This is a genomic window from Rhodococcus sp. I2R (assembly GCF_020889545.1).
Lineage (GTDB): Bacteria > Actinomycetota > Actinomycetes > Mycobacteriales > Mycobacteriaceae > Rhodococcoides.
Genome location: NZ_JAHUTG010000004.1, coordinates 1 through 23,185, shown reverse-complemented (window position 1 = coordinate 23,185; position 23,185 = coordinate 1). Strand labels below are relative to the sequence as shown.

Sequence of the window (23,185 nt, the reverse complement as noted above, 5' to 3'; positions counted from 1 at the left end):
GAAGTTCCGTCACGGTGACCTGCTGGGTTCTCGGTCTTCTCGGCCCCTCGCATCAAGAAAGAAAGCTGCTACCGCGCTTGGCTTTTCGAGTCCAGGCGCGGGCGATGAGCACCTCCATCGAACCCGGGGACAGAACGGCCGGACCACGGTGACTGGATCGGTCATCGATCAATGTCGAAGCCGTGCTGGAGGTGACGGTGCGAAAGCGGAATTACCCGAAGTAGGACGCATAGTCGCTGAAAGGAACCTGGCCAGTGGGGCTCGACCTCACGGCGTCGGCGACCGGCGGAGGAATGGGAGTCCAGTAGGCAGGCATCGCGGCCGCCAGGGAGGGCTTCAATATGTAGAGCAGGGCGAAGTTCACTATCCAGAGCGGCGGCGCCATCGACATGCCTACCGTCGACGTCACTCCCCCCTTGGTGTTTGTCACCAGTTGAGATTCACCCGAAATCTGTTGCGCTGCATAGCCATAGACGGCTTCTATCGTGTATGCCGATCGATAGAGAGCTATCATGGTTCGCGTCGCACCGTTGTTCCGCATCCACGTGCCCACAAAACCCCCTGGAGCGATCAAAGAGTTCACCTGCCTCGTCGGCGCGGATGCGTTGGCCGGGCTCTGGAGCTGCCCATTGGGGTTCACGTAGAGCCCGTAGCTGGCCAGTACCGACGGTGTGAGGTGGCCGTTGACGTTGGAATAGAGGGGACGGCCGTTTGTGTTGGTGAGGATCTGGACGCATGCATCGATCACGTCGGCAGCGTCGCGGCTGCCGCCGACTCCGCCACCGGCCATGAGGTCGCGATACTGCTGCTCGGATAACGCGTCGGCACTGCTGAGCCCAATCTGGCCGGCAATCTCGTCCGCCGCTTGCTGGCCGAGTGGCTGGTTGAGCTGATCCGGACTGGTCATCAGCGTCGGTGCCAAGTGCTCAAAGCCAGGCGCCCCAGAGAAGGGGATCGCGAAACCGGGATCTGCCACCGGTTCTGCGCTCGCTGCCTGGGTGACTGCCAAGGGGAGAAGGCACACCGCAACCAGTGTCAGTACTGAGAAGATCCCGCGGTGGGGGGTTGCTCCGCGTCGATGCTCCCGACTCGATATCCCTATGCTGCGCATACGTCAACCTCCAGAACGCCCCCGGGCGGACACATAGTCAAACGCCTTGATCAACGCTGTGTCAAGACCCGCGCGACTTGGTGGTGCGACGGCGGGATGGACCAAGGGATCAAAGATCGGGAAGGATTGTGCGGATTGCCGCCGCTGCCAAGCGAACGATTTCCTCGAGCAGTTCGGCCCGCGACAAATCGATGCCGCCGTTCAGCCAATCGCTCACGGCCTGCGCAGTCCCCGCCACGAGGATGAGGCCTGCCATATCCAGACGTGTGCGTTCTCTTTCCGTCACCTGCGCGTCCGCGATTGTCACATCGATGAGCACGGCGGCCATCGCATGCTCGGTCCGTTGAACGGTATCTCTGAGTTGATCACCGCCGATAGTGTCCACGAACAGCCGTGCATTACCCGGGTCCTCGATCAGAACCGATACGACGCCCACTACCGCATCCTGTAGCCGACCGAGCATTCCGGCGTTGGGCGCCTGCGAGGTGCTGGCGACGGCTGCGGTCAACTGCTCGATGAGTCGTTCGACCAGGGCCGCGAAGAGGTCATTCCGGGTGCGAAAGTGCTCGTAGAAATAGCGCTTCGATAGGCCTGCCCGGGCACTGACGTCGTCGACGGTGACCGACGCAAGGGAGCCGTCCGCGAGCGCTTTGAGCCCCGCGTCGAGTAGTGCGTCACGCCGCTGCCGCACACGATCAGCGGCGCTGACGCCCTTGAACGGCCGGACCACGGCGACTGGATCGGTCATCGAACAATCTTGACACATTGCATTGGCACGCCATAGATTAACTAGGAACTGTCCAGTTCCTAGGTTGGATCGACGTCCTCCAGTGGGTACGACCACGCGGAAGTTGGCAGGCAATGTGCATCTGCTGGAAGGAAGTACGGCATGGGAAAAATCACTTTCATCTCACATGAAGGCGAATCGCACGAGACCGAAATTGTCGAGGGACAGTCGCTGATGCAGATCGCGACCAGCAATGGGGTCGCGGGTATCGATGGCGACTGCGGCGGCGAGTGTGCCTGCGGCACCTGCCACGTCATCGTCGACAGCGAGTGGGTGAGCCTGACAGGCAAGCAGGGTGACGACGAAGAAGAGATGCTCGAGTTGACGCCCGAACGTCAGGCGACCTCGCGCCTATCGTGCCAAATCAAAGCCTCGGCAGCGATGGACGGCATGACGGTTCACCTACCCGAATTCCAGATGTAATGCACACCGACATTCTTCGAGCCATGGCAAGGCAGGCGAACTCATGAGCGTTCTCGACAAAGTGATCGACAAGGCGCAGGCAAACATTCCGCTCCCCGTACAGATCCGCGGCGCACAGCTGTACAGCAAGGCGAAGCGGGCTGCGTTCAAGAGCGCCCAGCCACCGGTCTTCACCGAATCGCCGATTCCCGACGTCGCAGACGTGCCGCTGTCGGAAATCGATATGAGCAATCCGTTCATGTATCGACAGGGACGCTGGCAGTCCTACTTCAAGCGCCTGCGTGACGAGGCGCCGGTGCACTTCCAACCGAACAGCGCTTTCGGCCCCTTCTGGTCGGTTACGCGCCACGAGGACATCCTCTCCGTCGACAAGAACCATCACCAGTTCTCGGCCGAGCCGTACATCGTGATCGGTGCTCCGCCGGAGGGCCTGGACGTCGAGATGTTCATCGCCATGGACCCGCCCAAGCATGACCTCCAGCGTCAAGCCGTGCAGGGTGTGGTGGCACCAAAGAACCTCAAAGAGATGGAACAGCTGATCCGCGTACGTGTGCAGGAGGTCCTCGACGGCCTGCCGGTCGGCCAACCCTTCGACTGGGTGGACTTGGTCTCGAAAGAGCTGACCTCGCGGATGCTCGCGACGCTGCTGGACTTCCCCTACGACCAGCGCCGCAGGCTCGCGGAATTGTCCGACTTGGCCGCAGGTAGCTCAGGGGCTACCGGCGGTACATCCGAAGTCGATGAAATGTTCGAGGCCGCGATCGAAATGTCTCGCGAATTCGCAAAGCTGTGGCATGACAAGGCCGCACGCAAAGCGGCCGGTGAGGAGCCGGGTTTCGACCTGATCAGTCTGCTCCAGTCGCACGAGAGCACCAAGGATCTGATCAATCGTCCGATGGAGTTCATCGGCAACCTCACGCTGCTGATCGTGGGTGGCAACGACACCACCCGCAACTCGATGACCGGCGGTGTTCTGGCACTGAACAAGTTCCCGGACGAGTTCGCCAAGCTCAAGGACAACCCCGGGTTGATCCCCAACATGGTGTCCGAGATCATCCGTTGGCAGACCCCGTTGGCCTACATGTGCCGCGTCGCCAAGGAAGACACGGTCCTCAATGGGCAGTTCATCCGGAAAGGCGACAGGCTCGTCATGTGGTACTCCTCGGGAAATCGCGACGAGCGCCACTTCGAGCGTCCGGACGAACTCATCATCGACCGCGCCAATGCGCGCAGCCATGTGGCCTTCGGATTCGGTGTGCACCGATGCATGGGCAACCGACTTGCTGAAATGCAGTTGCGGATCCTATGGGAGGAGCTGCTGGTGCGGTTCTCCGATATCGAGGTGCTGGGCGAGCCGGAGATCGTGCAGTCCAACTTCGTTCGAGGCTATTCGAAGATGATGGTCGAGCTCACGAAGAAGCAGCCGGCCTGACTGATGCATGGCGAGCGGGAGAGGCACTCTGTGGCAAGTGACCGGGCAATCATCATCGGCGGCGGCCATGCGGGCGCGCAGCTCTGCGCCAGTCTGCGTCAGGAGGGGTGGGTAGGAGAGATACTGATCATCGGCGACGAGCCAGCGCTTCCTTACCACCGCCCGCCGCTGTCCAAGACCTATCTCTCGGGCAAGTCCAGCCTCGCTGACTTGCTCATCCGCCCGCCGGAGTTCTACGAGAAGCAAGACATCACAATCCGTCACGCCCGGGTAGCGGCCATCGATCGCCAGGCACGGTCGGTCACGCTGAGCGACGGCGAGGAGATTGGCTACGCCAAGCTCGCGCTCTGTCTGGGTGCCCGTCCGCGCCGTCTACCCATTGCGGGCGCAGAGCTGGCCGGCGTGCACTATCTTCGCGATGCCTCCGACATCGAGGCTATCCGCGGTGGACTCACCGATACCCGTCGCGTCGTCATCATCGGTGCGGGCTACATCGGCTTGGAGACTGCAGCCTCGCTGCGCACGCTGGGCGGCACCTCGGTGACAGTTCTGGAAAGCGCTGAACGCGTGCTGCAGCGGGTTACCGCACCGGAAGTGTCGGAGTTCTATGCTCGCGTCCATAGCGAGGAGGGCGTCGAATTGCGTACCGGCGTCGCAGTCGCTGCGATCGAAGGGGATGACTGCGTACGCGGCGTACGTCTGGCTGATGGTGAACTCCTCGAAGCAGATCTCGTCATCATCGGTATCGGCGTCCAACCCAACACCGAGCTGGCCGAGGCCGCAGGCCTGACGGTGGACAACGGCATCGTCATCGATGGCAGCGGCCTGACCAGTGACCCCGACATCGTCGCCGCCGGCGACTGCGCCAGCTACTTCTTACCTCGCTACGATCGCCACCTGCGCCTCGAGTCGGTGCCCAACGCTGTCGAGCACGCCAAGGTAGCGGCCGCGACCATGTGCGGGAAGCCGAAGACAATCTCGGCGCTGCCGTGGTTCTGGTCGGACCAGTACGAGCTCAAGCTGCAGATCGCTGGCCTCAACGACGGGTACGACGACGTGGTGCTTCGTGGAGATCCGAAATCTGGTCGTAGCTTCGCCTGCTTCTACTTCAAGAACGGGGAGATGATTGCGGCCGATTGCGTCAACCGGCCAAAGGAATTCATGTTCAGTCGTCGGGCCCTCAATGATCGAGTGCCGATAGATCGGAGTCTGTTGGCAGATCCGGAAAGCTCGCTCACTGAGCTGCTGAAGGCACCCTCGACCGACAGATCGTGACGCCGGACCGCCGCGGGAGCATCAGGAATCTCCCATTGTGTCGTCGGTGCCGGTCGGCAACAGGTAGCGGGTGAACCAGCCGGCCGCGAGGTTCGCTGCTTCGGCCAGGGTCCCTGGCTCTTCGAACAGGTGGGTGGCACCCTCGACGACTTCTAGCTGGTTGGGGCAACGCAGCATGGCCTGGGCGCGCAGGTTCAACTCGAGGACAGCCTCATCGGCGCTGCCCACGATCAGCAGCGTGGGGGCCCGAACATCGGCCAGGCGTGGGCCCGCGAGGTCCGGGCGACCACCTCGGGAAACGACGGCCGCGATCTGCGCCCCCGCCCCCGCCGCCGCGTGCAGCGCAGCCCCGGCTCCGGTGCTCGCACCGAAGTAGCCGACCCGGCACGACGCGGTGTCGGGCCGACTTCCCAGCCACGTCGTCACCGCCGTCAGGCGGTCTGCGAGCAGCGCGATATCGAACACATTGGCACGATCGAGTTCCTCTTCCGGGGTGAGCAGGTCGAGCAGTAGAGTGCCCAGACCCGCCTCGTAGAGCACTGCGGCGACGAACCGGTTGCGCGGGCTGTGGCGACCACTGCCGCTGCCATGGGCGAACACCACCACAGCAGCCGCCGGCTCGGGAAGGTGCAGATGTCCCTGCAAAGCGACTGTGCCGAGAGGGATCTCGACATCGATGTCGCAGTCGGGTCCGGCAGCACTGGCCCGGACACGCCGCTCGGCCGCATCCAGCAGGACGACCACCTCCTCGTCACTGGTCGGCGAGAAGTCCCGATAGTGATGACCGACCGCCATGAACCGTTCGGGCGTCGACACGCACACGACCTCGTCGGCGACAGGCAGGTCCCCCACCGTGGCAGCCGGCGCGACCGGCACCGCCAGGATGACTCTCGCCGCACCCAGGTGACGGGCCACCTCACACGCCACCCGGGCGGTGGATCCTGTCGCGATGCCATCATCGACGATCAGCGCGGTCCGCCCGGTCAGGTCGATGCGCCCACGGCCCTTCCGAAATCGTGAGACACGCTCTTCCAGCTGCGCGCGCTCACGAAACTCGACCGTCTGCAGTTCCTCGTCGGTAACCCCCGTGTGCGCCAACACCGATGCGTCGAGCACCCGCGCACCTCCCTCACCGATAGCGCCCATAGCCAACTCGGGCTGAAACGGAACCCCCAGCTTGCGCACCACGATCACATCCAGCGGCACACCGAGCGCCTCCGCCACCTCGAAGGCCACAGGCACCCCACCCCGGGGCAAGCCCAAGACCACCACATTCTGGCCACGCAAGTGTTCCAACTGCTCTGCCAGCAATCGTCCAGCCTCGACCCGATCAGCGAACACAACCATCGTCATCGGCTTCCTAGATGCCGACCACGGGAACGGCCGGGGCGGTGGGGGTCAATCGTTGGCGGGCGAGGCGCTCGATGAGTTCGGGCATCGCTGCTTCGGGCGATGTGCACAGTTGTTCTCGGCACTCGTGGACCATCGCGGTGATGACGGGCAGCGGCACCTGGCCCCCGAATTCGGTGAACAGACGCTCCATGGTGTCGGCATAGAAATGAGCTCGCATATCGCCCTCCGTCGTGGCACCGCTCGGGTTGGTGGGCTCCACCACTGCAACATCGTGTTGGGGCCGAGGTTTTCACGTATTCATCACGTGTCGTGCCCGCACTTCAGTTCCGCACCTGCCAACGGGCCGAGTCCATCGTCCCTGCTCGTCCACCGCGCGTGTAGGGACCGAAGTCACTTGTTTACCGCTCCATCCGACCGCGACGAGGACGATCACCTTGCACGCTCGCATCAACGAGGTGCCAGGCCGGGTTCGTGGGCCCCGGAGGGAGGTCATCGGATTGGTGACTTTCGGCCATCCTGTGCGGGTCGGTTGTCGTGTCAGGCTCTGCGGGTACAGGGACAACGACGACGGGAGGTCTGCAGCGATGAACGTATTCGAGGGTCGAAGTGCGGTGGTCACGGGCGGTGCGCGTGGGATCGGTGCGGCAGTGGTCCGCGCGTTGGCCGAGAGCGGTGTGCGGGTAATGGTCGGAGATGTGCTCGACGAGGAAGGTGAGCGTCTTGCCGAGTCTCTCGGCGACGCTGTGCGCTACCGCCACCTCGACGTGACCGAGAAGGCGGATTGGGAGGTGCTGTTGGAGGAGGCGGAGACGATGTTCGGCCCGCTTGCGATTCTCGTGAACAACGCGGGCATCCTGGCCCTCGGCGGTATCGACGAGCAGAGTCCGGAGTCGTTTCGGCACATACTCGATGTGAATCTCTACGGTCCGTGGCTGGGGATGCATGTGGCCGCGCCGTTGCTGCGGCGTGCGGGCGACGGAGTGATCGTCAATGTTTCCTCCACAGCGGGCTTGATGGGATATTCGAGCCTCGGCGGCTACGTTGCGAGCAAGTGGGGGCTGCGGGGGCTGACAAAGGCAGCGGCTTTGGACTTGAGTACTGCCGGGGTGCGGGTCTGTTCGGTTCATCCGGGTCCGATCCGTACTCCGATGACGGCCGGTTTCGGCGATGAGACCGCGGCGAATCAGCCCATCCCTCGATTCGGCGAGCCAGAGGAGGTTGCGGCCATGGTGCGTTTCATCGTCTTCGAGGCGACGTATTCCACTGGGTCAGAATTCGTCGTGGACGGCGGCGCGACAACCGGAATGGTGCTGGCGACGCCAGCCGAATCCGACTGAACCATCGACGGCAAAGCTCGTCGAGCGCCGACAAAGCCGTTCTCACCCGAGGTCGAAGCTCTCGCGAGCTCGTTCGATCTCAGACATGTGCTCGGTTGCCCAGTGCAGAATCACGTCGATCGGCGGCCTCAGCGTCTTCCCCAGTGGCGTGATTCGGTATTCGACGGCGACAGGGCGCGAACTCAGTAGAACCCTCTCGACGATTCCATTTCGTTCAAGCCTGCGAAGTGTCGCGGTGAGCGACTTCTGCGTCACGGTTGGTATCGCGCGGCGCAATTCGTTGAAACGGCAGGGTTTTTCACAGAGTTCGTTGAGGACGGCCAGCGACCATTTGTCGAGCACCTGATCCAGCAACTCACGATGGGGTGCGCTGATCGTGAGCTCGCCCTGCGCATCCGAGGTATCGGTCATGAAACTACGTCTCCTTGAAGTGTCCTCCGTGTACCAGGTATCAATGTTATACCTAACCGGATCTACAGAGGAGAAAACCGTGTCCGTCGCATATCTCACCCCCGAGGGCATGACCCAGCACGTGCCCTACCATCACGTCGCAGTGGGGACGGGCACGCGCCACGTGCACGTCAGCGGGCAGATTGCACGCCTGTCCGACGGGACTCCCGTGGCCGTCGACGACCTTGCGGGACAAGTTGCACAGGCGCTGCGAAACACCGCGACCGGACTGGCGGGTGCGGGCGCCACGTTCGACGATGTTCTGCGGTTGACGTTCTACGTCACGAAATGGGCACCTGCGAAAATCGCCGAGTTCATGGCTGGCGTCGAACAAGTCGCTGCCGAAATCGGACTGTCGCTGCCAATGCCGCCGGCCTCGCTCATCGGTGTCGACTACCTCTTCGAGCCGGACGTGCTCGTGGAGGTCGAGGCAACGGCGATTCTCGACTGAGGGTCGCTGGCATAGTCACGACGGGCGTACCGGAAATGGGCTCATGATCTGGTTCACCGACAAGGTGTCGGGTACCGTCTGGCTGGTGTTCCTGAGGTGGCGCGTTGGTTGCCTTCTCTGCTTTCCGCGACCGGCGCGGGTGCAGGCATTGTCGATTGCTCAGCCAGGCTCATGGCGAGCCCTGTTGGCGGGGCCGCCGAGTTGACCTCCACAGCACGCGAGTTCGTGGCATACGGTCCGTCGTACTGGTCGGCGATCGCTGTGTTTGCGGTGGGTGCGGTGCTGCTGATTTGGCTTGGACGCCGGCAGACCGAAACTGCGGCCAGACGGTTCGGGCGCATCGGTGGGGCTCTGACCGCCTTGCTCTACCTCGGCGCGTCGGTCAACGCGCTGATTCCGCCCAGTATCGACGGGTCTGTCCCGCTGCACCTCACCGACCTGGCGACGTTGTCCGCAGCCTATGCACTGTGGTCGCAGCGACAATGGGCCTTCGCGCTCACCTACTATTGGGGCCTTGTGCTCAGCGTGCAGGCCCTGATCTCGCCGGTCCTGACGGGTCCGGACTTCCCCCACTACCAATTTCTCGGATTCTGGGCGATTCACCTACTCGTCGTGTGGGCGGCCATCTATCTGACCTGGGGGCGAAGGATGCGGCCGACGTGGCGCAGCTACCGGACCGCGGTGACGGTGACCGCGGTGTGGGTCGGGATCACCATCACGTTCAACACCATCGCTGGAACGAACTACGGCTTCCTCAACAGGAAGCCGGCCAACGCGTCACTGCTGGACCTGATGGGCCCGTGGCCGGTGTATCTGCTGATCGGTTCCGCGCTCGTCGCCACTGTGTGGGCCGCGATGACCTGGCCGTGGTCACTGATGAAAAGACCGACGTAGGTCGACCGTGTCGTCGGGCTTCCGGCGCCACAGTGGTCACTACCCTCTGGCAAACAGGTGGTCCCATCACCCTGACAAACCGAATTCCCCCGCCGGAGTCCGTCATCTGAGTGCCGTACCACTGCTCAGCGCGAATGAGATCAATACCGATAGATCTGGGTGCCGTGCACGCGAGACCTTGGTCGATGTGCCGAACACGGTAGACGATCTCGAGGCCCCTTGCGCACTACCTACGCGGGGTGACCCCGATCAGGGGTGCGAGTTGTGTAGCGATGGGATTCAGGTTGAGCTTGTCCGGATCCACCTTCGGCTTGTTGTCCCACGGTTGCGGCGTTTCTGGATCTGCGTACACGATGCGGCTGGAACTACGGACACCGGTGACGCTTCCCTGAGGCGTCAGACAGTTCGCTTCCAAGTTCAACGGGTAGTCCTCTCGGGTGGGATCGAAGTTCGGGTTCTTCGCCTGCTCCGCATCCAGGATCGATTGCGACGCTTCGTACCCGATGGTGCACGGCGGCGGGTTGTTGACTTCCAAACCAGCAAAGCTGAGGTGGATGGAGCCGTCGCCTTGGACGAGGGTGTGCGCGGCCGATGATATAGACGGCAAGAAGATAAGCAAAGGCCTGAGAGCGAACGCCTTTGGGGCGTACAGCGAGGTGACAGAATCGATATTGTTCAGGTTCGTGGTCAGGGCCGGACCGCCGTCGGCAACGAGTGCGCCGATCTGGTCGCTTGCATCCGTGCCGGTCCCGATCAGGCGCCGAACATCGGGGTCGCTGCTGCGCAGTTGTGCCGTAAGAACATTCAGGTCTGCGCTGAACTGTCCGATCGCCGACGACTGCTCGGACTGGGTGTCGAGCACTGTTCGACTGTCCCGGATGAGTCCGAGCGTCTCGGGCAGTGCTTCCTCTGCTGTTTCCGACAAAGTGCCGAGTGAGTCCGCGAGAACCTGAAGATCTTCTCCCTTGCCATCGAACGCCGCTCCGAGTTCCCTGACCGTTGTAGTGAGGTTGTCCAATGGGATGGTCTTGATGAGCTGATCGGTGCTGGCCAATACGTTCTCGACCGGTACGGGCGTTCGAGTGTCCGCGGGAGCAATGATCGCACCCTCCGCGAGGAAAGGTCCGTCGCTGTTTGCGGGCTGTAGATCGACGTACTGCTCGCCGATGGCCGATCGATTCGCCACCACGGCCAGCGCCGAGGTAGGAATGTCCGGGCCTCCTGTGTCGAGCAACAGCTCCACATCGATACCGGCGCGGGTCAACGACAAGGTGCCGACGGTCCCGACGGGCACACCCCGGTAGGTGACCTCCGCGTTGGTGAAGATGCCGCCGGAGTCTGCGAACTCCGCGGTCACGCGGTATTGCCCGAAACCGAGAAGGTTGTCGATTCGGACGTATGTGCCGCCGACATAGACGATGCCGATGACCGCGACGACCACGAATGCGATCAGCTGAATCCTTACCAGTCGAGTGGCCACAGCGTCATCCCCATCGAATATCAGTCTGTCTTTCTGAGTGTTGGTCGCGATCTACCGCGCAGGACTGCGCGTGCCGTCCGGCTTCGCTCGCTGGCCGTCAGGCCGCCCCAGATACCGTGTGGTTCTTGGTGTGCGATGGCGTAGCTTCGGCACTGCATGAGGACGGGGCAGTGTGCGCAGATCGTTTTGGCCTGCCGTTCCAATCGAAACCGATGATTCCCGGGCGGGGGAAAGAAGATGTCACTGGGTAGTTGGCGACAGGCACCGCGCATGCGCCACGACCCATCTTCGGGTGCATCGGCGATGCGCGGTTGATCTCGCCCGGTGAGCATCAGGCCCGGTTCTCAGCTACGTGCAGTCCACCCACCACGGCCGCGGCCACCCTGCGGTGATCTCCCGGGGCGAACTCGCGGTCGCTGCAGTAGATGAACCGGTCGGGCCGGACAAGAAAGCCGTCGGCACGGGCACGGCGCATCTGTCGCTCGAGCACACCTTCGCTGTCCACGAAATGGCCCGCGCCTACCTTGTGGCTGGCAATCGCCGACGCATATTCGAGCTTCACCTCGGCAACTCCGGCCCTGGCCAGCTGTCTTGGGATCGGTGCCGAAGGGAACCCGACCCAGGTCCATTTGTTGTCGAGCACGACGTCCAGGCGCACGGGCGTGAGGTCCGATCCAACCACCCACGGCTGTTTGATGAAGGTTCCGCGTGGACTACGTCGCAATGGAGCGATACCGAAGAACCCGCCCTTGGTGCCGAGTTTGTACAACGGCTTGAGCCCATTGCCCGCGAGCAGGCGCGATACACCTGGCACTTTCGACGCTGCCACGAAGAGACCATCGCGTACCCGTGCTGCGGCCTCGTTCTCGAGCATCACGATGCGGCCGATGCGTAGCGAAAAGTTGGTCAGCTGTTCGACATTGAGTCGGCGCTCGGATTCGTATGTCTGCAGTAGTTCGGCATCGGCGCTACCGTTGAGCACTGCATCGAGCTTCCAGCAGAGATTCGCGGCGTCACGGACACCGGACGACACGCCCTGTCCGGCGAACGGCGGCATGATGTGCGCGGCATCCCCGGCCAAGAAAACCCGCCCTTTGCTCCACCGTTCAGCTTGCCTGATATGGAAGGTGTAACCCCAGCTACGGAATATCTCGACCTGGTCGTAGTCGATTCCGCGTTCGGCCAGCAGACCACGAAGGCCTGCCTCGGTCTGCAATTGCTCAACTGTTTCACCCTTGTTGACCCGATACTCGACACGGTGGTAGCCCATCGGACACGGGCAGTCCACACCAGGCCGCCGGGGGTCGGAAATGAAAGTGAAATCCAACGGAGCATCGGCTGGAAGGTCGTACCACGCTCGCAGTTGAATATCGAACCACGGTTCTTCGATGTGTTTGCCCGGCAGAGCGATACCGAGCAACTTGCGTATCGCGCTCGAGCCACCGTCGGCGGCGATCACATAGCGCGACCTGATCAGCTGGTCGTCACCGCCGCCTTCGACGGGACGCAGGGTGATGGTGACCGAGTCGGCGTCCTGGCTGAGATCGACTGCTTCGAAACCCGATGTAACGGTGACAGAGGGGAACCGGGCGATTCCTTCACGCAATACGCGTTCGAGCTCGGGTTGGTGATAGTAAGCCATACCCGGCACACCCTGATCGCGACTCTCCGCCGAGAACATCGACAGAAACGTCTTGCCGCCGTGCTTGAAATGCACGCGGACGTCAGCGGACATGGTGGCCAGCATGTCGTCGAACAAACCCAGCCCCTGCCAGACACGGTGCGCGTCCTCGTCCGAGGCTATGGCTCGTTGGCGCGGATAGATCGAGATGTCGCGTTCGATCACCGCAGTGGTGATGCCCCGCTGTCCTAGAAGATTCGCAGCCGTCGCTCCGGTCGGACCCAACCCGATGATGACGACATCGACATCGACGTCTCGGAGCGGACGAATGTTGTTGCTGATCATGCGCATTCCTTCTGAGTGATCTGTACGGGTCCGCAATGGCGGTGTCCGAGTGGACGCCCGGCGACTCGCCGGTGGCGCGCAAAGGGCGCGTCAAGTGCAATCAGTGCAGACTCTGCGGTTCATTCCGTCGTCGGGTTCGTGAACCGCTCCGCCGGTATGCAAGGCTGACCACGGACAAACGAGTGCGCATGTGCCAGTTATGCGTACGGGTTCGAGAACCACCGACACAGTCCCTTGTTTCTACCGGTCCAGCTGCAATTCTGCGAGGACACCGGCAATCGCGAACCCACCGGCAATGACGCAGCCGGCCACCCGCGTGCGGCGCGGCAAGTAGGCGGTCAGGGCGAATACACCGGTATCCCAGACATCGACGGCCACACCGGCGCGAAGCAGCGGTCGCACTGCCTTGGGTGCGTATTTCGTCGCTGCGTACAGTCCCCCTCCGATGTAGATTTCTCGGATCCCGAAGGTGCGTGCGGCAGCACGCGTGGTCGAAACTGCGGCGTCGGGACCGGCAAGGAGTTCGTTTGCTCGGGTGGGGGCGGCCATATGGGCAATTCCGATTGCGGCACGGGCAATTCCGACGATCTCGGGGAGGAATCGAACGAGGCCGGAAGAATTCCCGGGCAATGTGGAGCCGTAAACCATGGGTGAATTCCTTAAGTAGTCGGGACAGCACTCTCGCGAGCCAATCGTCGGAGCAGACCGACGGGCTTCTTCATACCGAAGGCCACGATGGTCTTGCGGCCGTCGTCGTGATTCCACTGCAGTAGGGCAGATCCATCGTCGACGGATCCTTCGAGGACGGTCGGGTCCCCATGGAGAGGGAGGGGACCGACGACCTTGATAGCCAGACCCAGGATCTCGGTCCAGAAGTAGTCGTCTGTGGGTGCGCACGTCGGATCGAGACCGAGAGCGGAGGCCGCTGCAACTTTGCCCTGTGCCACGGCATTCGACCAAAACGGGGACCGAACCTGAGCCGGCGCAGTGCGCGAGTAGGCAACATCGCCAGCGGCGAAGATATTGGATACCGTTGTTGTGCAACGCTCGTCGATCCCGACGCCGTATCGGTCGGAGATACCGGTTCCGTCGAGCCAACTCGTCTCGGGCACATCCCCGGCGCAGGTGACGACCAGATCGGCTGCGAGGGTCCGCTCCGCGAGCTCGACACCGACGACGGGATTGCCAAGTAGGGAGACCGGTCTGTCGACTCGGACGAAATTCACTGATGCGGATTCGGCTCGCAACAAAATCGATTCGGACAGAAACGAACCCAGGAGCCGCTCGAGTGGAGCATCGATGTCGACGACCGTGGCTTCGATACCGCGGAATGCGCAGGTGCTGGCGACCTCCATGCCCAGGAAGCCGGCTCCGACGATGATGGCGGTCCGTGCCTGGTTCAGGCGAGATCCGAGCGCACGGGCGTCGGCGAACGTGCGCAACACCGTCTCGCCCGCCTGACCGTGGGCTGCGATTCGGCGCGCGGCGGCACCGGTGGCCACGATCAAGGCGTCGTAGGGCACGTCGGCACCGCTCACAGTCGTGACGGTGCGAGTATCGGTGTCCACCGATACAGCACGATCGACGATCGACGTGATGTGGAGATCGGACAGGTCCCACCTCTCGGCCTCTGCCGCTTCGCTTTTCAGGACGTGCTTCGACAGTGGCGGCCGGGCATAGCAACCGTCGGCGTCGGCACCGATCATGGTGAGCGGGCCTCGATGTCCTCGGGCGCGGAGCTCCCGGGCCGCGGTGCACCCCGCGATCGAGTCTCCGACGATGACAATCCGGCGGTCGAACGTGCTCACGTGTGTTCGCGCAGCGCCGCGACCGGGCACGCGCCGATCGCCGACCGCACCGAGGAGGCAAGATCGTCGGGGATGTCGCCGTTGTCGAAGGCGTAGTGAAGCTCGCCCTCGTCGTCCAGGGCGAACACTTCGGGAGCTTGGTCGGCGCAAATCCCGTGGCCCTCGCATCGATCCCAGTCGACGTCGATTCTCATTGTTGTATCCCTTCTGCAGCAACCAGTTTCAGCGGCAATCGTTCGAATCGGTGAATGATGTTGTTGACGGCCCGTGTCGGCGTACCCGCGGGGACGAACTGTTCGATTCGCCGTGCGAGCACTCGGAGCATGGTCTGCGCCTCGAGTCGCGCCAGGCCCTGACCGGCGCACCCGTGGATGCCCGACCCGAAGCCGAGTTGGCGGGCAGCATCGCGGGTGATATCGAATGTGTCGGGGTCTTCCCACTCTCGCGCATCTCGGTTCGCGGAGGCGTAGATCACCAGTACGCGTGCCCCTGCGGGAATTTTCGCCCCGTCGACGTCCGCGTCGCGCACAGCTAGGCGTGAGAACGCTCGGATGGGCGACTCGTACCTGACCACCTCGTTGACGGCATTGGGGATCAGGTCCGGATTCTGCCGGATGGCCCGCCATTGCTCGGGATGCCGAGCGAACAGGTCGAGCGCTCCAGAGATCGCTCCGATGGTGGTGTCGAGCGATGGTCCAAGGTAGTCGATCATCAGCGCCGGGCACTCCGACCGACCAATTCGGTTCTCGTCGGCCGCGGTCAGTACGTCGTCGCCCATACTTCCGGGGATTACCGACCGCTCGCGAACCACACGCTTGGAGAAGCTCAGCATCTCGGTGGCAGCCTTCACCGCAGTGATCGAATGCCGGTTGATCGGTCCGAGTGAATCGAACGTTGCCCCGGCCCAGCGTAGGAGGTCCTCGCGCCCGTCTTGCGGCCATCCGACAAGGTCGGGGACCACCGACATGGGCAACGCAGTCGCCAGGTCATCGACACCGTCGACGATCTGCTTGTTCAGGGCTGCGTCGACGATGCACTCCGCCTTGTCCTCGACTGCCGAAGTCATCTTGCGAACTGCCTTCGGAGTCAGGCGGTGAGCCAGAACCGAGCGCTTCTTCGAATGCTCCCTGCCGTCACTGTTGAGGGTCGTCCCGCGTCCGAGCCTGTTGGCCAGGGGATTGAGCGCGACTCCGTCCCCGGAGATGAAGGTCTCGTCGTCTAGCAGCACGGCCTTGCAGTCCGCATAGCGCGAAACCGCGAACACCTGCTGCCGCGAGAGCCACACCACCGGACCCAGGTCCCGCAACCTCGCATAATGCGGATATGGGTCCAGGATGGCGTCGGTGGAGTAAATGTCGGCGCGGTACTGCGGAATCGAAACAGCATATGTCATTGCAAGTCCTCGGTGCTGTCTTGGGAAGGGCGGACGACGGCCCGGCAGTCGGGCCTGCGGGCGTACCCACTCTTGGTTATTGACGATATCGTCACCCATGAGAGCGTCGACAGTCAAGGTTTTTGACGAAATCGTCATTAATTCGCGGCGATAAGCTGATGTCATGCCCGGTACAGAGCAGAGCCGACCGTGACCGAAGTCAGCCGAGCAGCACGCCGCAAGGCACGCACCAGGGCCGCCCTCGTCCGGGCCGCACAGGGCTTTCTCGCAAGCGGCAACACCAACGCACCTGTCCTGGAGATCACGCAAGCAGCCGGCGTCAGCAACGGGTCGTTCTACAACTATTTCGAGAGCAAAGAAGAACTCTGGCAGGCGGCCGTCGACTCGTCCCTCGAATCCGTGGGGGCCTACCTCGACTCGCTCACAGTCGAGTTGCATGATCCGGTCGAGAAATTCACACAGTCCTTCCGGTTGTCCGGTCGACTGTTCCGCCTGGAGCCTCAGCTGAGTCGCGTTCTGCTCAACTCCGAGGCTGCAGCGGTCGCCGCCGCCGGGGGCCTGGCGCCACGATCGCGCCGCGATATCGAGTCGGCGGCCAGCGACGGCCGGTTCGATGTGAAGGATGCCGATCTCGCGCTCGCGCTGGTGGCAGGTTCCCTGCTGTCCATGGGGCGACTGTTGCTCGCCGCACCCGACCGTGACGAGGAAGCGACCGTGGACGAGACCACTGCACGTGTACTGCGAGCACTAGGGATCTCGGACGACGAAGCCCAACGACTGTGCAGCAGTGACCTTCCGAGCTCCTACGGCGTTGGAGTGCACGCCGCCGTCGACCCTCGGACAACGTAGGCGATCGCGTCCGTGGGATACGTTCGTCGACCCGCGTCGAAGACGCTCGGCGGGGCCATGATCGCTCCGATGGACAGCACTGACGCATATTTGCGACTCGACGACGTCGGCGACGTCTGGTGGCGCATCAGCCTGCATAGGGAGGCCGGCAACGTGCCGGTGCCGCTGGCCGGCCGCTCCGACACTCACGACGCGGCTCTGCGCGACATGGTCGTGAAAGCGCGCGCGTACATGGCCCAGGACGGGGGCACGTACAACAGCCGGAACTCGCTGCACGTGCAACGCAACTATGTGCAAGTCGAGGAAGTAACGGATCCCCAGACCAGCGTCGACGAGGTCGCTCGCCGGATTCAGGCCGCGTTCGACGCCGCCGCAACCGAGGAAGCCGGTGGGTCTCGCTCGGCGCCCTCCTCGCCGACTTGGCCGACAGTCTCGGTCTTCGACCGGATGTGGGTGCCGACAGTCGTCGACCAACCACTCGATTGGGCGATCAGGTCGTGAGTCTTGCCCGATGGGACGACTCGACCCGAACGAAGCCGCAATCCAAAGATGCCCTTGTCCAGCGGTTTCCGGTGGACAGGGGCATAACTTGTGCGCCGTCAGGGATTCGAACCCCGGACCCGCTGATTAAGAGGCAACAATTCATCTGGATATAGCAGAGCCCACCACAGGCCTGCGGAGGTGGGCGTTCGGCGAATCGAGCAACCGCGAGTGTCCGTGTGAATCCACGCCACCACCGTCCCGCAGAGTCCCCCATCGTCCAAACGGACCGTCATGGCCACGCGAGTCCACCTCGTCTGAAAGTGATGGGTTCGAACGATTCTGAAACACCGACCTCCGGGTTGCACGCCGGTCCGCTCGGACAAACAAGCCGCATACTTGCGATGCGGCATACTACCGAAAGCAAAGAACCCGGGTCAGCTGCATGAGCTGAATACCGGGTTCTTCGAACTTCTTCAACCGGGTCACGTCCTGCGACGTAGCACCGGCCTGTGCACGACGATCATAGCCCCATCTGGTAGGACTGCCAACCGTGACAACACAAGCACCCGGCCCCTGGGTCGAACAGTGGCTGAGTCCCGAACGTTTCGGTACCTATCTGCGACTCGCCGGCGGCAGCCGGATCCGGGCGCTCGCACTGCACGAGTGGAACACCTGCGTCAACGCGGCACTTCTCCACGACTTCGCACACCTTGAGGTGGGCCTACGCAACATGTACAACCTCGCGCTGCTCGGCGCTCGTGTCCACGGTGACAACCACTGGACCGACACGCGCTCCACCGCTCTGCTGTTTCCGCACGCCACACGAACCCATGCAGATCTAGAGAAAGCCCGCAGGGCCGCTGGCGGCCCCAGCGCTCCACCCGGAAAAGTGATGGCGGAGCTCACATTCGGATTCTGGGTACTGATGACCAGCTCACGAAATGCGCCGCTCATTTGGCAGCCGCACCTACAGCACGTGTTCCCTGCCGGTTCCAACCGGCAACAGATCCACTCGGGGCTCGATGAGCTACGCAAGCTCCGCAACCGCGTCGCCCACCACGAACCAGTCAACCGAAGCGAGCTCAACGGTTCGCTGAGACGAATGCGGCGCTTCACCAACTACATATCACCGGAACTGACGTCATACCTCACATCGAAAAGCCAGGTTCAGGGCCTCCTGGCGACACGCCCGTGACACCCCGTCCAGTGTCATCAGACAACGTTACCGGCCACGCACCCGATACCCGAGCTCGCCGATATCGATCTCACCCCGGACATACGCATCCTGGTCGGCTCGGGTCTCATCGGTACTGCGGCCACCGTCGAGAGCACTACTAGTCCGAGCAGCATCCATAGCCCGAGCGCGGCTAGCCGATGGCTGTCGATGCAACATCCAGCGCCTCCTCATCCGACGGGAACTGGACGTTTCCCCGCACTCGTTCGGAGTCAAGAGACACAGATCCTTTGCTGGCAGAACCACGCGGAGTTCCTGATACCTTCGGCCGATGAACCGAACTCCCCCACCGGGGTGGTACCCAGACCCATCTGATCCATCCAAGAACGTCTACTGGGACGGGCGGTCGTGGGCGGGCCAGTCGGCTCCAGCGGTGTCCAGTCAGAACGGGAAGGGCCGCCAGACGGCGGTCAACTTTGGGGCTTTCGTGCTCATCGCGATAGGGCTCATGATGTCGACGCAGTCAGTTAGCCTCCTCACCGGCAGCGGACCCATCTGGACCGCGGTCGCGGTGATTGCCGGGGGTACTGCGTTGGCATTCTTCCTCGGAGCGTCGGTCATTATCCGAGTATTGGCGGTGCTGGCCTTGGTCCTGGGTGTCGCAAATGCCATCTCGATCGAGAACCAGATGTCGACCAAACGCGACGAGCTGACCCGAGTATTCGATCAGTAGCTCATGCGCGGGTGCGATATCGTTGTTCCCGAAACCCGTCGTCGCTGAGTAGTTCCTCGACCTCCTCGATCGACTCATCAACACCAGCCATCAAGTGCTCACGGACGGGCCGTCCTACCGACCCCGCAAACGACCCGGAACCAAGACCGCCCGACAACCGAGACCGCCAGCGATATCCTCACCTCAGCAGCTCCCGGCATGGGGAATCACGTGACAACGAGCCCTAGGGAATTACGAGACCGTCGACAGCGAAATGCGAAGCTGTTGCGCAGCGGGGTCAGCAACCATGATTGGTTTCTCTTGGCCGTCTGCAATACGTCACGGGTGCCGCATCCAAGGTTCGAAGATGGCAAACGGGTTGCGTCACCGGGGAGGTGTCCCCGTAGGCCAATCATCCGACGTTGACCCACTCCGGTATGTGAATTTGTTCGGCCGTTACCTGGTCCGATAGTGTCTTCACCAGTGCTGCAACGAACCACTCGCAGAAACGCATTCTCGTTGTCAGGCTGTCATTTCTGATGTTCTTAGACACGTCACGCGCAACAGCGTCTGCATACCATTCCGTCGCCTCCAACCCGAACATGAAGCGCGGTTTCACCCACCCCTCACGCACGACACAGGCCGCGCTGGAGGCTGATTCGTACTCAATCTCGGCAAGCAGCACGCCACTATCAGCATTAAGCGTCACGTTCTCCGGACCGGAACGGATGGCCACCGGGCGAGGAGAACGCGAGTCAAGATTCAGGCCAGTGTCTCCGTCAGGAATGACGCGTAACGCTAGTCCAAAGGAGTGGCGATGACGGTCGATACGGGACATGTTGTGAATCCACAGCAGGCTATCCCCATCAGCACCGTACTTTCCGTGATAGGGCTGCGAGTGTTCGATTCGTTCTACCGTCGACGCGGACATTCCTTTTGTTGGGTTGGAATCAGAAGCGAGCATTTGCTCGAATTCGGTAGCAGTGGCGCGGATCGGAAATGTTCGTGTACGCGGACGCGACGGTGGATAAGAACCCGTCTCCAGCGCGGCCAAAGTGTAGAAAGCCCCATCGAGTGACGCCCGGACCTGGTGAAGCCAGTCGCTAAGGACCGTAGACGCGCGCGAGGGCACAGGTTCGGCCTGCTTGACCATCACCGAGACGAAATTCTCGTGCGCTATGCAGTCGACAACCACCGCTGACTCGTGTTTGCAGTACTGCTCCAGGGAGTCGCGATGTTCGACCGCGCGTTCCAGACGAGCGATGAACCGGTCGAACCCCTTGTTCAAGTCGTGCTTCCGAATGTGGTCGTCGTCCATTGCAAGTCCCTTCTCGTTTCCGCCACATGATGATGATCAGCGGGCGGTCGACGCTAACAGCTCTTGAGAACGCGGCGCGTGCAGTCCGGTCAGGACGATTCGTCGTAGCTCACTGCATCGTTTGGGTTTTTCCGATCCAAATTCGTCTGCAGCGGGCGCGGAAATTGCGACCTCGCTGTTGGTCCGTCATCCAACCGGTAGTCCCTCTCCCAGCCCGCATCGGTTCGCCATCGGCAGGGTCCCCAGGCCGACCATCGAAGAATCACCGCAGCGCCAAAAAAGGCGTGGCGTTCTCCCGTTGTCGATGGTCTCCAAGGCATCCGCACGAGCTTCGAAGTTCTTCATCCCCAAGTCAGACCGTCATGCAAACCTCTGTCTGCGAGTTTGTACCAGCAACTCGAACGGGCGGCCCGCCACGGGCAACGATCAGACAGCGAAGGTCGATCCGCACACAAGGCAATGGATCGGTTGCTCGTGATCCGTCGGCACCTTGATCGGCTCGTGCGGGTGGCAGGGTGGTTGCACGATGTCCATGTCATTGGGCTCGGTCATCGCCGCAGGGACGTCGGAGGTCGGCTCGAACCGTAGCCCGGTCTCGTTCGACATTTGAGCGAGGACTTCCGGTATTGCGCGGGCCTGAGCGTACTCGAGCTGCTCTTTGGTCCACCACTGGTCTGTGCCTGCTGGGACCCCGCACAAGGGACAGAAGTATGCATCCGGCTCCTGCTCGGCTGCGGCCTCGTCGTTCATCGGCCCAAGGTGCCACCTAAACCTCGATCCACCGATGAGGCGGGTGTTGAGCGGGGCGTCGTGACACGGAAATGCCTCTCGGATCTGGGAAAATGGAGCTTGTCTAAGGTCCCGAATCCCAGATGCGAGAGGCATCTCGTAGATGCAACTCGACCACGCCCCGGCCGCCGGTGCTATCGTGTGCGTATGGCAGGCAAGGAGGGAGTCGCGTTGGACCTCGGAGCGTTCTCGGTGAGCCTGTCGGTGATCGATCTCGCGCGATCCCGCGCCTTCTACGAGGCGCTCGGCTTCGAAGTGTTCGGCGGAGATGCCGAGCAGGGCTGGATCATGCTCCGCAACGACAGCACGGTGATCGGACTGTTCCAGGGAATGTTCGAGAGCAACATCCTGACCTTCAACCCCGGGTGGGATGCCGCAGCCCACGACGTCGAGCCGTTCACCGACGTCCGCGACATCCAGCGCTACCTTGTCGAGCGGGGTGTTCACCCCGAGGGGCCTGCAATCGAGGCGGAATCCGGGCCGGGGTCGATCACCGTGACCGATCCCGACGGAAACGTCATCCTTATCGATCAGCATCGCTGAGCGCGTCCGCAGCTACGTGCGCGATGGCACGCAGCCTGACTCGTTCGGTCGGCTCGAGGTGTTCTATGGCGCACGAGAGCATCGTGCGTGGCATCGCTCCCGCATGCTCTTCCAGGAACGCAGTCAACTCGGAGCGGTTGGCACGTTTGCCTGCTTCGCGCAGCATCCATCCGCTCGCCTTGTGCATGAGGGGTTCCGTGTCGTGCAGACTTGCCCGCGCAACACGGAAGGTTGGCTCCGCGTCTCCGGCTCTTACCCACGCGAGTGTGGAGATCATGGCGACCCTGCGCTCCCACAGGCTCTCACTCGCAATGAGGCTATCAAGCGTGGCCACGGCCACGGCCTCTGCTTCGGGCTGATCGCGCAGCCACTCACCGACGAGAACCTCGGCGCTCGAGTCGACAATGTCCCAAATTAAGGTCGAGCAGAGCTAGTCGGACAGCAGACCGCCCCGAAAATACCTGGAGTGAGTCCGCTTGATCGCATCGAGAGATTCTCCGACGAGAGCGACGATTTCCATGTCGGGGTCATCGCGACCATTTTCGAGTGCTAGGTGCAGTGACCAGGGACGTTGTGGACGGCGCGTCAGCGACAGATAGGTGAGGACCTCCGGTATCGGTGTGGTTACCACAACTGCACCGACAACCGAGAGGTCCTCGTGTCACACGCTAATGTCTTGCTCACCTCGAAGGGGAGATTGAAACTCGCGACATCGATCGTCGATGACGGGTGGTCGATCCGCCGGGCCGCCGAACGGTTCCAGGTCTCACCGACCACAGCGAAGAAATGGGCCGACCGCTACCGCGCCAGCGGGCAGGCGGCGATGGCCGATCGCTCGAGCAGGCCACACCGCAGCCCCGGCAGGACACCGACACGCACCGAACGCCGAATCATCAACCTTCGCTTCACTCGCCGCTGGGGACCGCACCGCATCGCCTACCACCTGCACATGGCACACAGCACCGTCGGAGCCGTCCCGCGCCGCTACGAATGCCGCTGCTACGCCACCTCGACCAGAACACTGGACTGGCAGTTGTCGACGGTCTCGTAATTCCCCAGGGGTAGTTGTCACGTAATTCCCCATGCCGGGTGCTGCTGTGGTGAGGATATCGGTGACGGGCTCGGCTGTCAGGTGGTCTTGGTCCCGGGGCGTTTGC

27 protein-coding genes and 2 pseudogenes are annotated in these 23,185 nt (G+C 62.5%); 13 read left to right on the top strand and 16 right to left on the bottom strand.

Translation table 11 applies throughout. The features are described from left to right. Positions 1-211 precede the first annotated feature (211 nt). Both KVY23_RS04760 and KVY23_RS04755 read right to left on the bottom strand, forming a co-directional pair. Positions 212-1,111, bottom strand: a complete 900-nt coding sequence (locus KVY23_RS04760; RefSeq protein WP_230555528.1) for a hypothetical protein — start codon at positions 1,109-1,111, stop codon at positions 212-214. A gap of 109 nt (positions 1,112-1,220) precedes the next feature. Beyond that, positions 1,221-1,859, bottom strand: coding sequence for a TetR/AcrR family transcriptional regulator (locus tag KVY23_RS04755; protein ID WP_230555527.1), 639 nt, complete (start codon positions 1,857-1,859; stop codon positions 1,221-1,223). A 141-nt stretch (positions 1,860-2,000) separates the two neighbouring features. Between KVY23_RS04755 and KVY23_RS04750 the strand changes: the two genes are divergently transcribed. The 3 genes from KVY23_RS04750 to KVY23_RS04740 are packed head-to-tail and all read left to right on the top strand — an operon-like array spanning position 2,001 to position 5,028. Then, the gene (locus KVY23_RS04750) at positions 2,001-2,321 is read left to right on the top strand and encodes a 2Fe-2S iron-sulfur cluster-binding protein (RefSeq protein WP_075839399.1); all 321 of its coding nucleotides are present in this window, start codon (positions 2,001-2,003) and stop codon (positions 2,319-2,321) included. Between the two features lie 43 nt (positions 2,322-2,364). Next, positions 2,365-3,753, top strand: coding sequence for a cytochrome P450 (locus tag KVY23_RS04745; protein WP_230555526.1), 1,389 nt, complete (start codon positions 2,365-2,367; stop codon positions 3,751-3,753). Positions 3,754-3,783: 30 nt separating this feature from the next. After that, a complete protein-coding gene (locus tag KVY23_RS04740) occupies positions 3,784-5,028 on the top strand; it encodes an NAD(P)/FAD-dependent oxidoreductase (protein WP_206508350.1) in 1,245 nt (414 codons plus the stop codon). Positions 5,029-5,049: 21 nt separating this feature from the next. On the opposite strand, the gene KVY23_RS04735 is transcribed toward KVY23_RS04740, so the two are convergent. Continuing rightward, the gene (locus KVY23_RS04735; RefSeq protein ID WP_230555705.1) at positions 5,050-6,375 is read right to left on the bottom strand and encodes a phosphoribosyltransferase; all 1,326 of its coding nucleotides are present in this window, start codon (positions 6,373-6,375) and stop codon (positions 5,050-5,052) included. 13 nt (positions 6,376-6,388) lie between these two features. Next, complete coding sequence (locus KVY23_RS04730; protein ID WP_075839401.1) at positions 6,389-6,643, bottom strand: hypothetical protein; 255 nt, start codon at positions 6,641-6,643, stop codon at positions 6,389-6,391. Between the two features lie 322 nt (positions 6,644-6,965). Between KVY23_RS04730 and KVY23_RS04725 the strand changes: the two genes are divergently transcribed. Continuing rightward, on the top strand, positions 6,966-7,718 hold the full coding sequence (locus KVY23_RS04725) for an SDR family oxidoreductase (protein ID WP_230555525.1): 753 nt from the start codon (positions 6,966-6,968) through the stop codon (positions 7,716-7,718). A 42-nt stretch (positions 7,719-7,760) separates the two neighbouring features. Here the strand turns inward: KVY23_RS04725 and KVY23_RS04720 are convergent, their stop codons facing one another. Further along, positions 7,761-8,129, bottom strand: coding sequence for a helix-turn-helix domain-containing protein (locus KVY23_RS04720; RefSeq protein ID WP_230555524.1), 369 nt, complete (start codon positions 8,127-8,129; stop codon positions 7,761-7,763). Positions 8,130-8,208: 79 nt separating this feature from the next. Between KVY23_RS04720 and KVY23_RS04715 the strand changes: the two genes are divergently transcribed. Continuing rightward, positions 8,209-8,619: a RidA family protein gene (locus tag KVY23_RS04715; protein ID WP_075839852.1), complete on the top strand. Its 411-nt coding sequence runs from the start codon at positions 8,209-8,211 to the stop codon at positions 8,617-8,619. 171 nt (positions 8,620-8,790) lie between these two features. After that, entirely contained in the window at positions 8,791-9,513 is a 723-nt protein-coding gene (locus KVY23_RS04710) for a TIGR02206 family membrane protein (protein ID WP_371829883.1), read from the top strand. A 226-nt stretch (positions 9,514-9,739) separates the two neighbouring features. Here the strand turns inward: KVY23_RS04710 and KVY23_RS04705 are convergent, their stop codons facing one another. The 7 genes from KVY23_RS04705 to KVY23_RS04675 all read right to left on the bottom strand — a co-directional run bounded on the left by KVY23_RS04705 (position 9,740) and on the right by KVY23_RS04675 (position 16,160). Continuing rightward, complete coding sequence (locus KVY23_RS04705) at positions 9,740-10,993, bottom strand: MCE family protein (RefSeq protein ID WP_230555523.1); 1,254 nt, start codon at positions 10,991-10,993, stop codon at positions 9,740-9,742. A gap of 20 nt (positions 10,994-11,013) precedes the next feature. Beyond that, entirely contained in the window at positions 11,014-11,265 is a 252-nt protein-coding gene (locus KVY23_RS04700; protein ID WP_230555703.1) for a WhiB family transcriptional regulator, read from the bottom strand. 59 nt (positions 11,266-11,324) lie between these two features. Next, a complete protein-coding gene (locus KVY23_RS04695) occupies positions 11,325-12,959 on the bottom strand; it encodes an FAD-dependent monooxygenase (protein ID WP_230555522.1) in 1,635 nt (544 codons plus the stop codon). A 240-nt stretch (positions 12,960-13,199) separates the two neighbouring features. Continuing rightward, positions 13,200-13,607 carry a hypothetical protein gene (locus KVY23_RS04690; RefSeq protein WP_230555521.1) on the bottom strand — a complete coding sequence of 136 codons (408 nt, stop codon included), beginning with the start codon at positions 13,605-13,607 and terminating at the stop codon, positions 13,200-13,202. A gap of 11 nt (positions 13,608-13,618) precedes the next feature. Next, the gene (locus KVY23_RS04685) at positions 13,619-14,767 is read right to left on the bottom strand and encodes an NAD(P)/FAD-dependent oxidoreductase (protein WP_230555520.1); all 1,149 of its coding nucleotides are present in this window, start codon (positions 14,765-14,767) and stop codon (positions 13,619-13,621) included. Beyond that, positions 14,764-14,961, bottom strand: coding sequence for a ferredoxin (locus tag KVY23_RS04680; RefSeq protein WP_230555519.1), 198 nt, complete (start codon positions 14,959-14,961; stop codon positions 14,764-14,766). The genes KVY23_RS04685 and KVY23_RS04680 overlap by 4 nt, the downstream gene beginning before the upstream one ends. Then, positions 14,958-16,160 carry a cytochrome P450 gene (locus tag KVY23_RS04675; protein WP_230555518.1) on the bottom strand — a complete coding sequence of 401 codons (1,203 nt, stop codon included), beginning with the start codon at positions 16,158-16,160 and terminating at the stop codon, positions 14,958-14,960. Before KVY23_RS04675 ends, KVY23_RS04680 begins: the two co-directional genes overlap by 4 nt. 189 nt (positions 16,161-16,349) lie before the next feature. Between KVY23_RS04675 and KVY23_RS04670 the strand changes: the two genes are divergently transcribed. From KVY23_RS04670 to KVY23_RS04660, 3 genes are all read left to right on the top strand, one after another. Then, positions 16,350-17,009: a TetR/AcrR family transcriptional regulator gene (locus KVY23_RS04670; protein WP_230555517.1), complete on the top strand. Its 660-nt coding sequence runs from the start codon at positions 16,350-16,352 to the stop codon at positions 17,007-17,009. 69 nt (positions 17,010-17,078) lie between these two features. After that, a complete protein-coding gene (locus KVY23_RS04665) occupies positions 17,079-17,510 on the top strand; it encodes a hypothetical protein (protein ID WP_230555516.1) in 432 nt (143 codons plus the stop codon). Positions 17,511-18,042: 532 nt separating this feature from the next. Continuing rightward, positions 18,043-18,687 carry a CAAX protease gene (locus KVY23_RS04660; protein WP_230555515.1) on the top strand — a complete coding sequence of 215 codons (645 nt, stop codon included), beginning with the start codon at positions 18,043-18,045 and terminating at the stop codon, positions 18,685-18,687. Between the two features lie 27 nt (positions 18,688-18,714). Here the strand turns inward: KVY23_RS04660 and KVY23_RS04655 are convergent, their stop codons facing one another. Then, positions 18,715-18,846, bottom strand: a complete 132-nt coding sequence (locus tag KVY23_RS04655; RefSeq protein WP_374108688.1) for a hypothetical protein — start codon at positions 18,844-18,846, stop codon at positions 18,715-18,717. A gap of 151 nt (positions 18,847-18,997) precedes the next feature. Here KVY23_RS04655 and KVY23_RS04650 point away from each other — a divergent pair, with 151 nt between their 5' ends. Next, positions 18,998-19,399 carry a DUF2510 domain-containing protein gene (locus KVY23_RS04650; protein WP_230555513.1) on the top strand — a complete coding sequence of 134 codons (402 nt, stop codon included), beginning with the start codon at positions 18,998-19,000 and terminating at the stop codon, positions 19,397-19,399. A 22-nt stretch (positions 19,400-19,421) separates the two neighbouring features. Then, positions 19,422-19,613, top strand: a pseudogene (locus KVY23_RS04645) (hypothetical protein); the annotation flags it as partial. Between the two features lie 177 nt (positions 19,614-19,790). Here the strand turns inward: KVY23_RS04645 and KVY23_RS04640 are convergent. Next, positions 19,791-20,696 (bottom strand): hypothetical protein, encoded by a 906-nt coding sequence (locus KVY23_RS04640; protein ID WP_230555512.1) that lies wholly within the window; start codon positions 20,694-20,696, stop codon positions 19,791-19,793. A 426-nt stretch (positions 20,697-21,122) separates the two neighbouring features. Further along, complete coding sequence (locus tag KVY23_RS04635) at positions 21,123-21,446, bottom strand: hypothetical protein (protein WP_230555511.1); 324 nt, start codon at positions 21,444-21,446, stop codon at positions 21,123-21,125. 186 nt (positions 21,447-21,632) lie between these two features. Here KVY23_RS04635 and KVY23_RS04630 point away from each other — a divergent pair, with 186 nt between their 5' ends. Next, positions 21,633-22,028, top strand: coding sequence for a VOC family protein (locus KVY23_RS04630; protein WP_230555510.1), 396 nt, complete (start codon positions 21,633-21,635; stop codon positions 22,026-22,028). Here the strand turns inward: KVY23_RS04630 and KVY23_RS04625 are convergent. Continuing rightward, positions 22,009-22,434 (bottom strand): DNA alkylation repair protein, encoded by a 426-nt coding sequence (locus tag KVY23_RS04625; protein ID WP_294634575.1) that lies wholly within the window; start codon positions 22,432-22,434, stop codon positions 22,009-22,011. The genes KVY23_RS04630 and KVY23_RS04625 overlap by 20 nt on opposite strands. A gap of 252 nt (positions 22,435-22,686) precedes the next feature. On the opposite strand from KVY23_RS04625, the pseudogene KVY23_RS04620 reads away from it, so the two are divergent. Continuing rightward, positions 22,687-23,063: pseudogene (locus KVY23_RS04620) on the top strand (leucine zipper domain-containing protein); the annotation flags it as partial. Between the last annotated feature and the right edge of the window lie 122 nt (positions 23,064-23,185).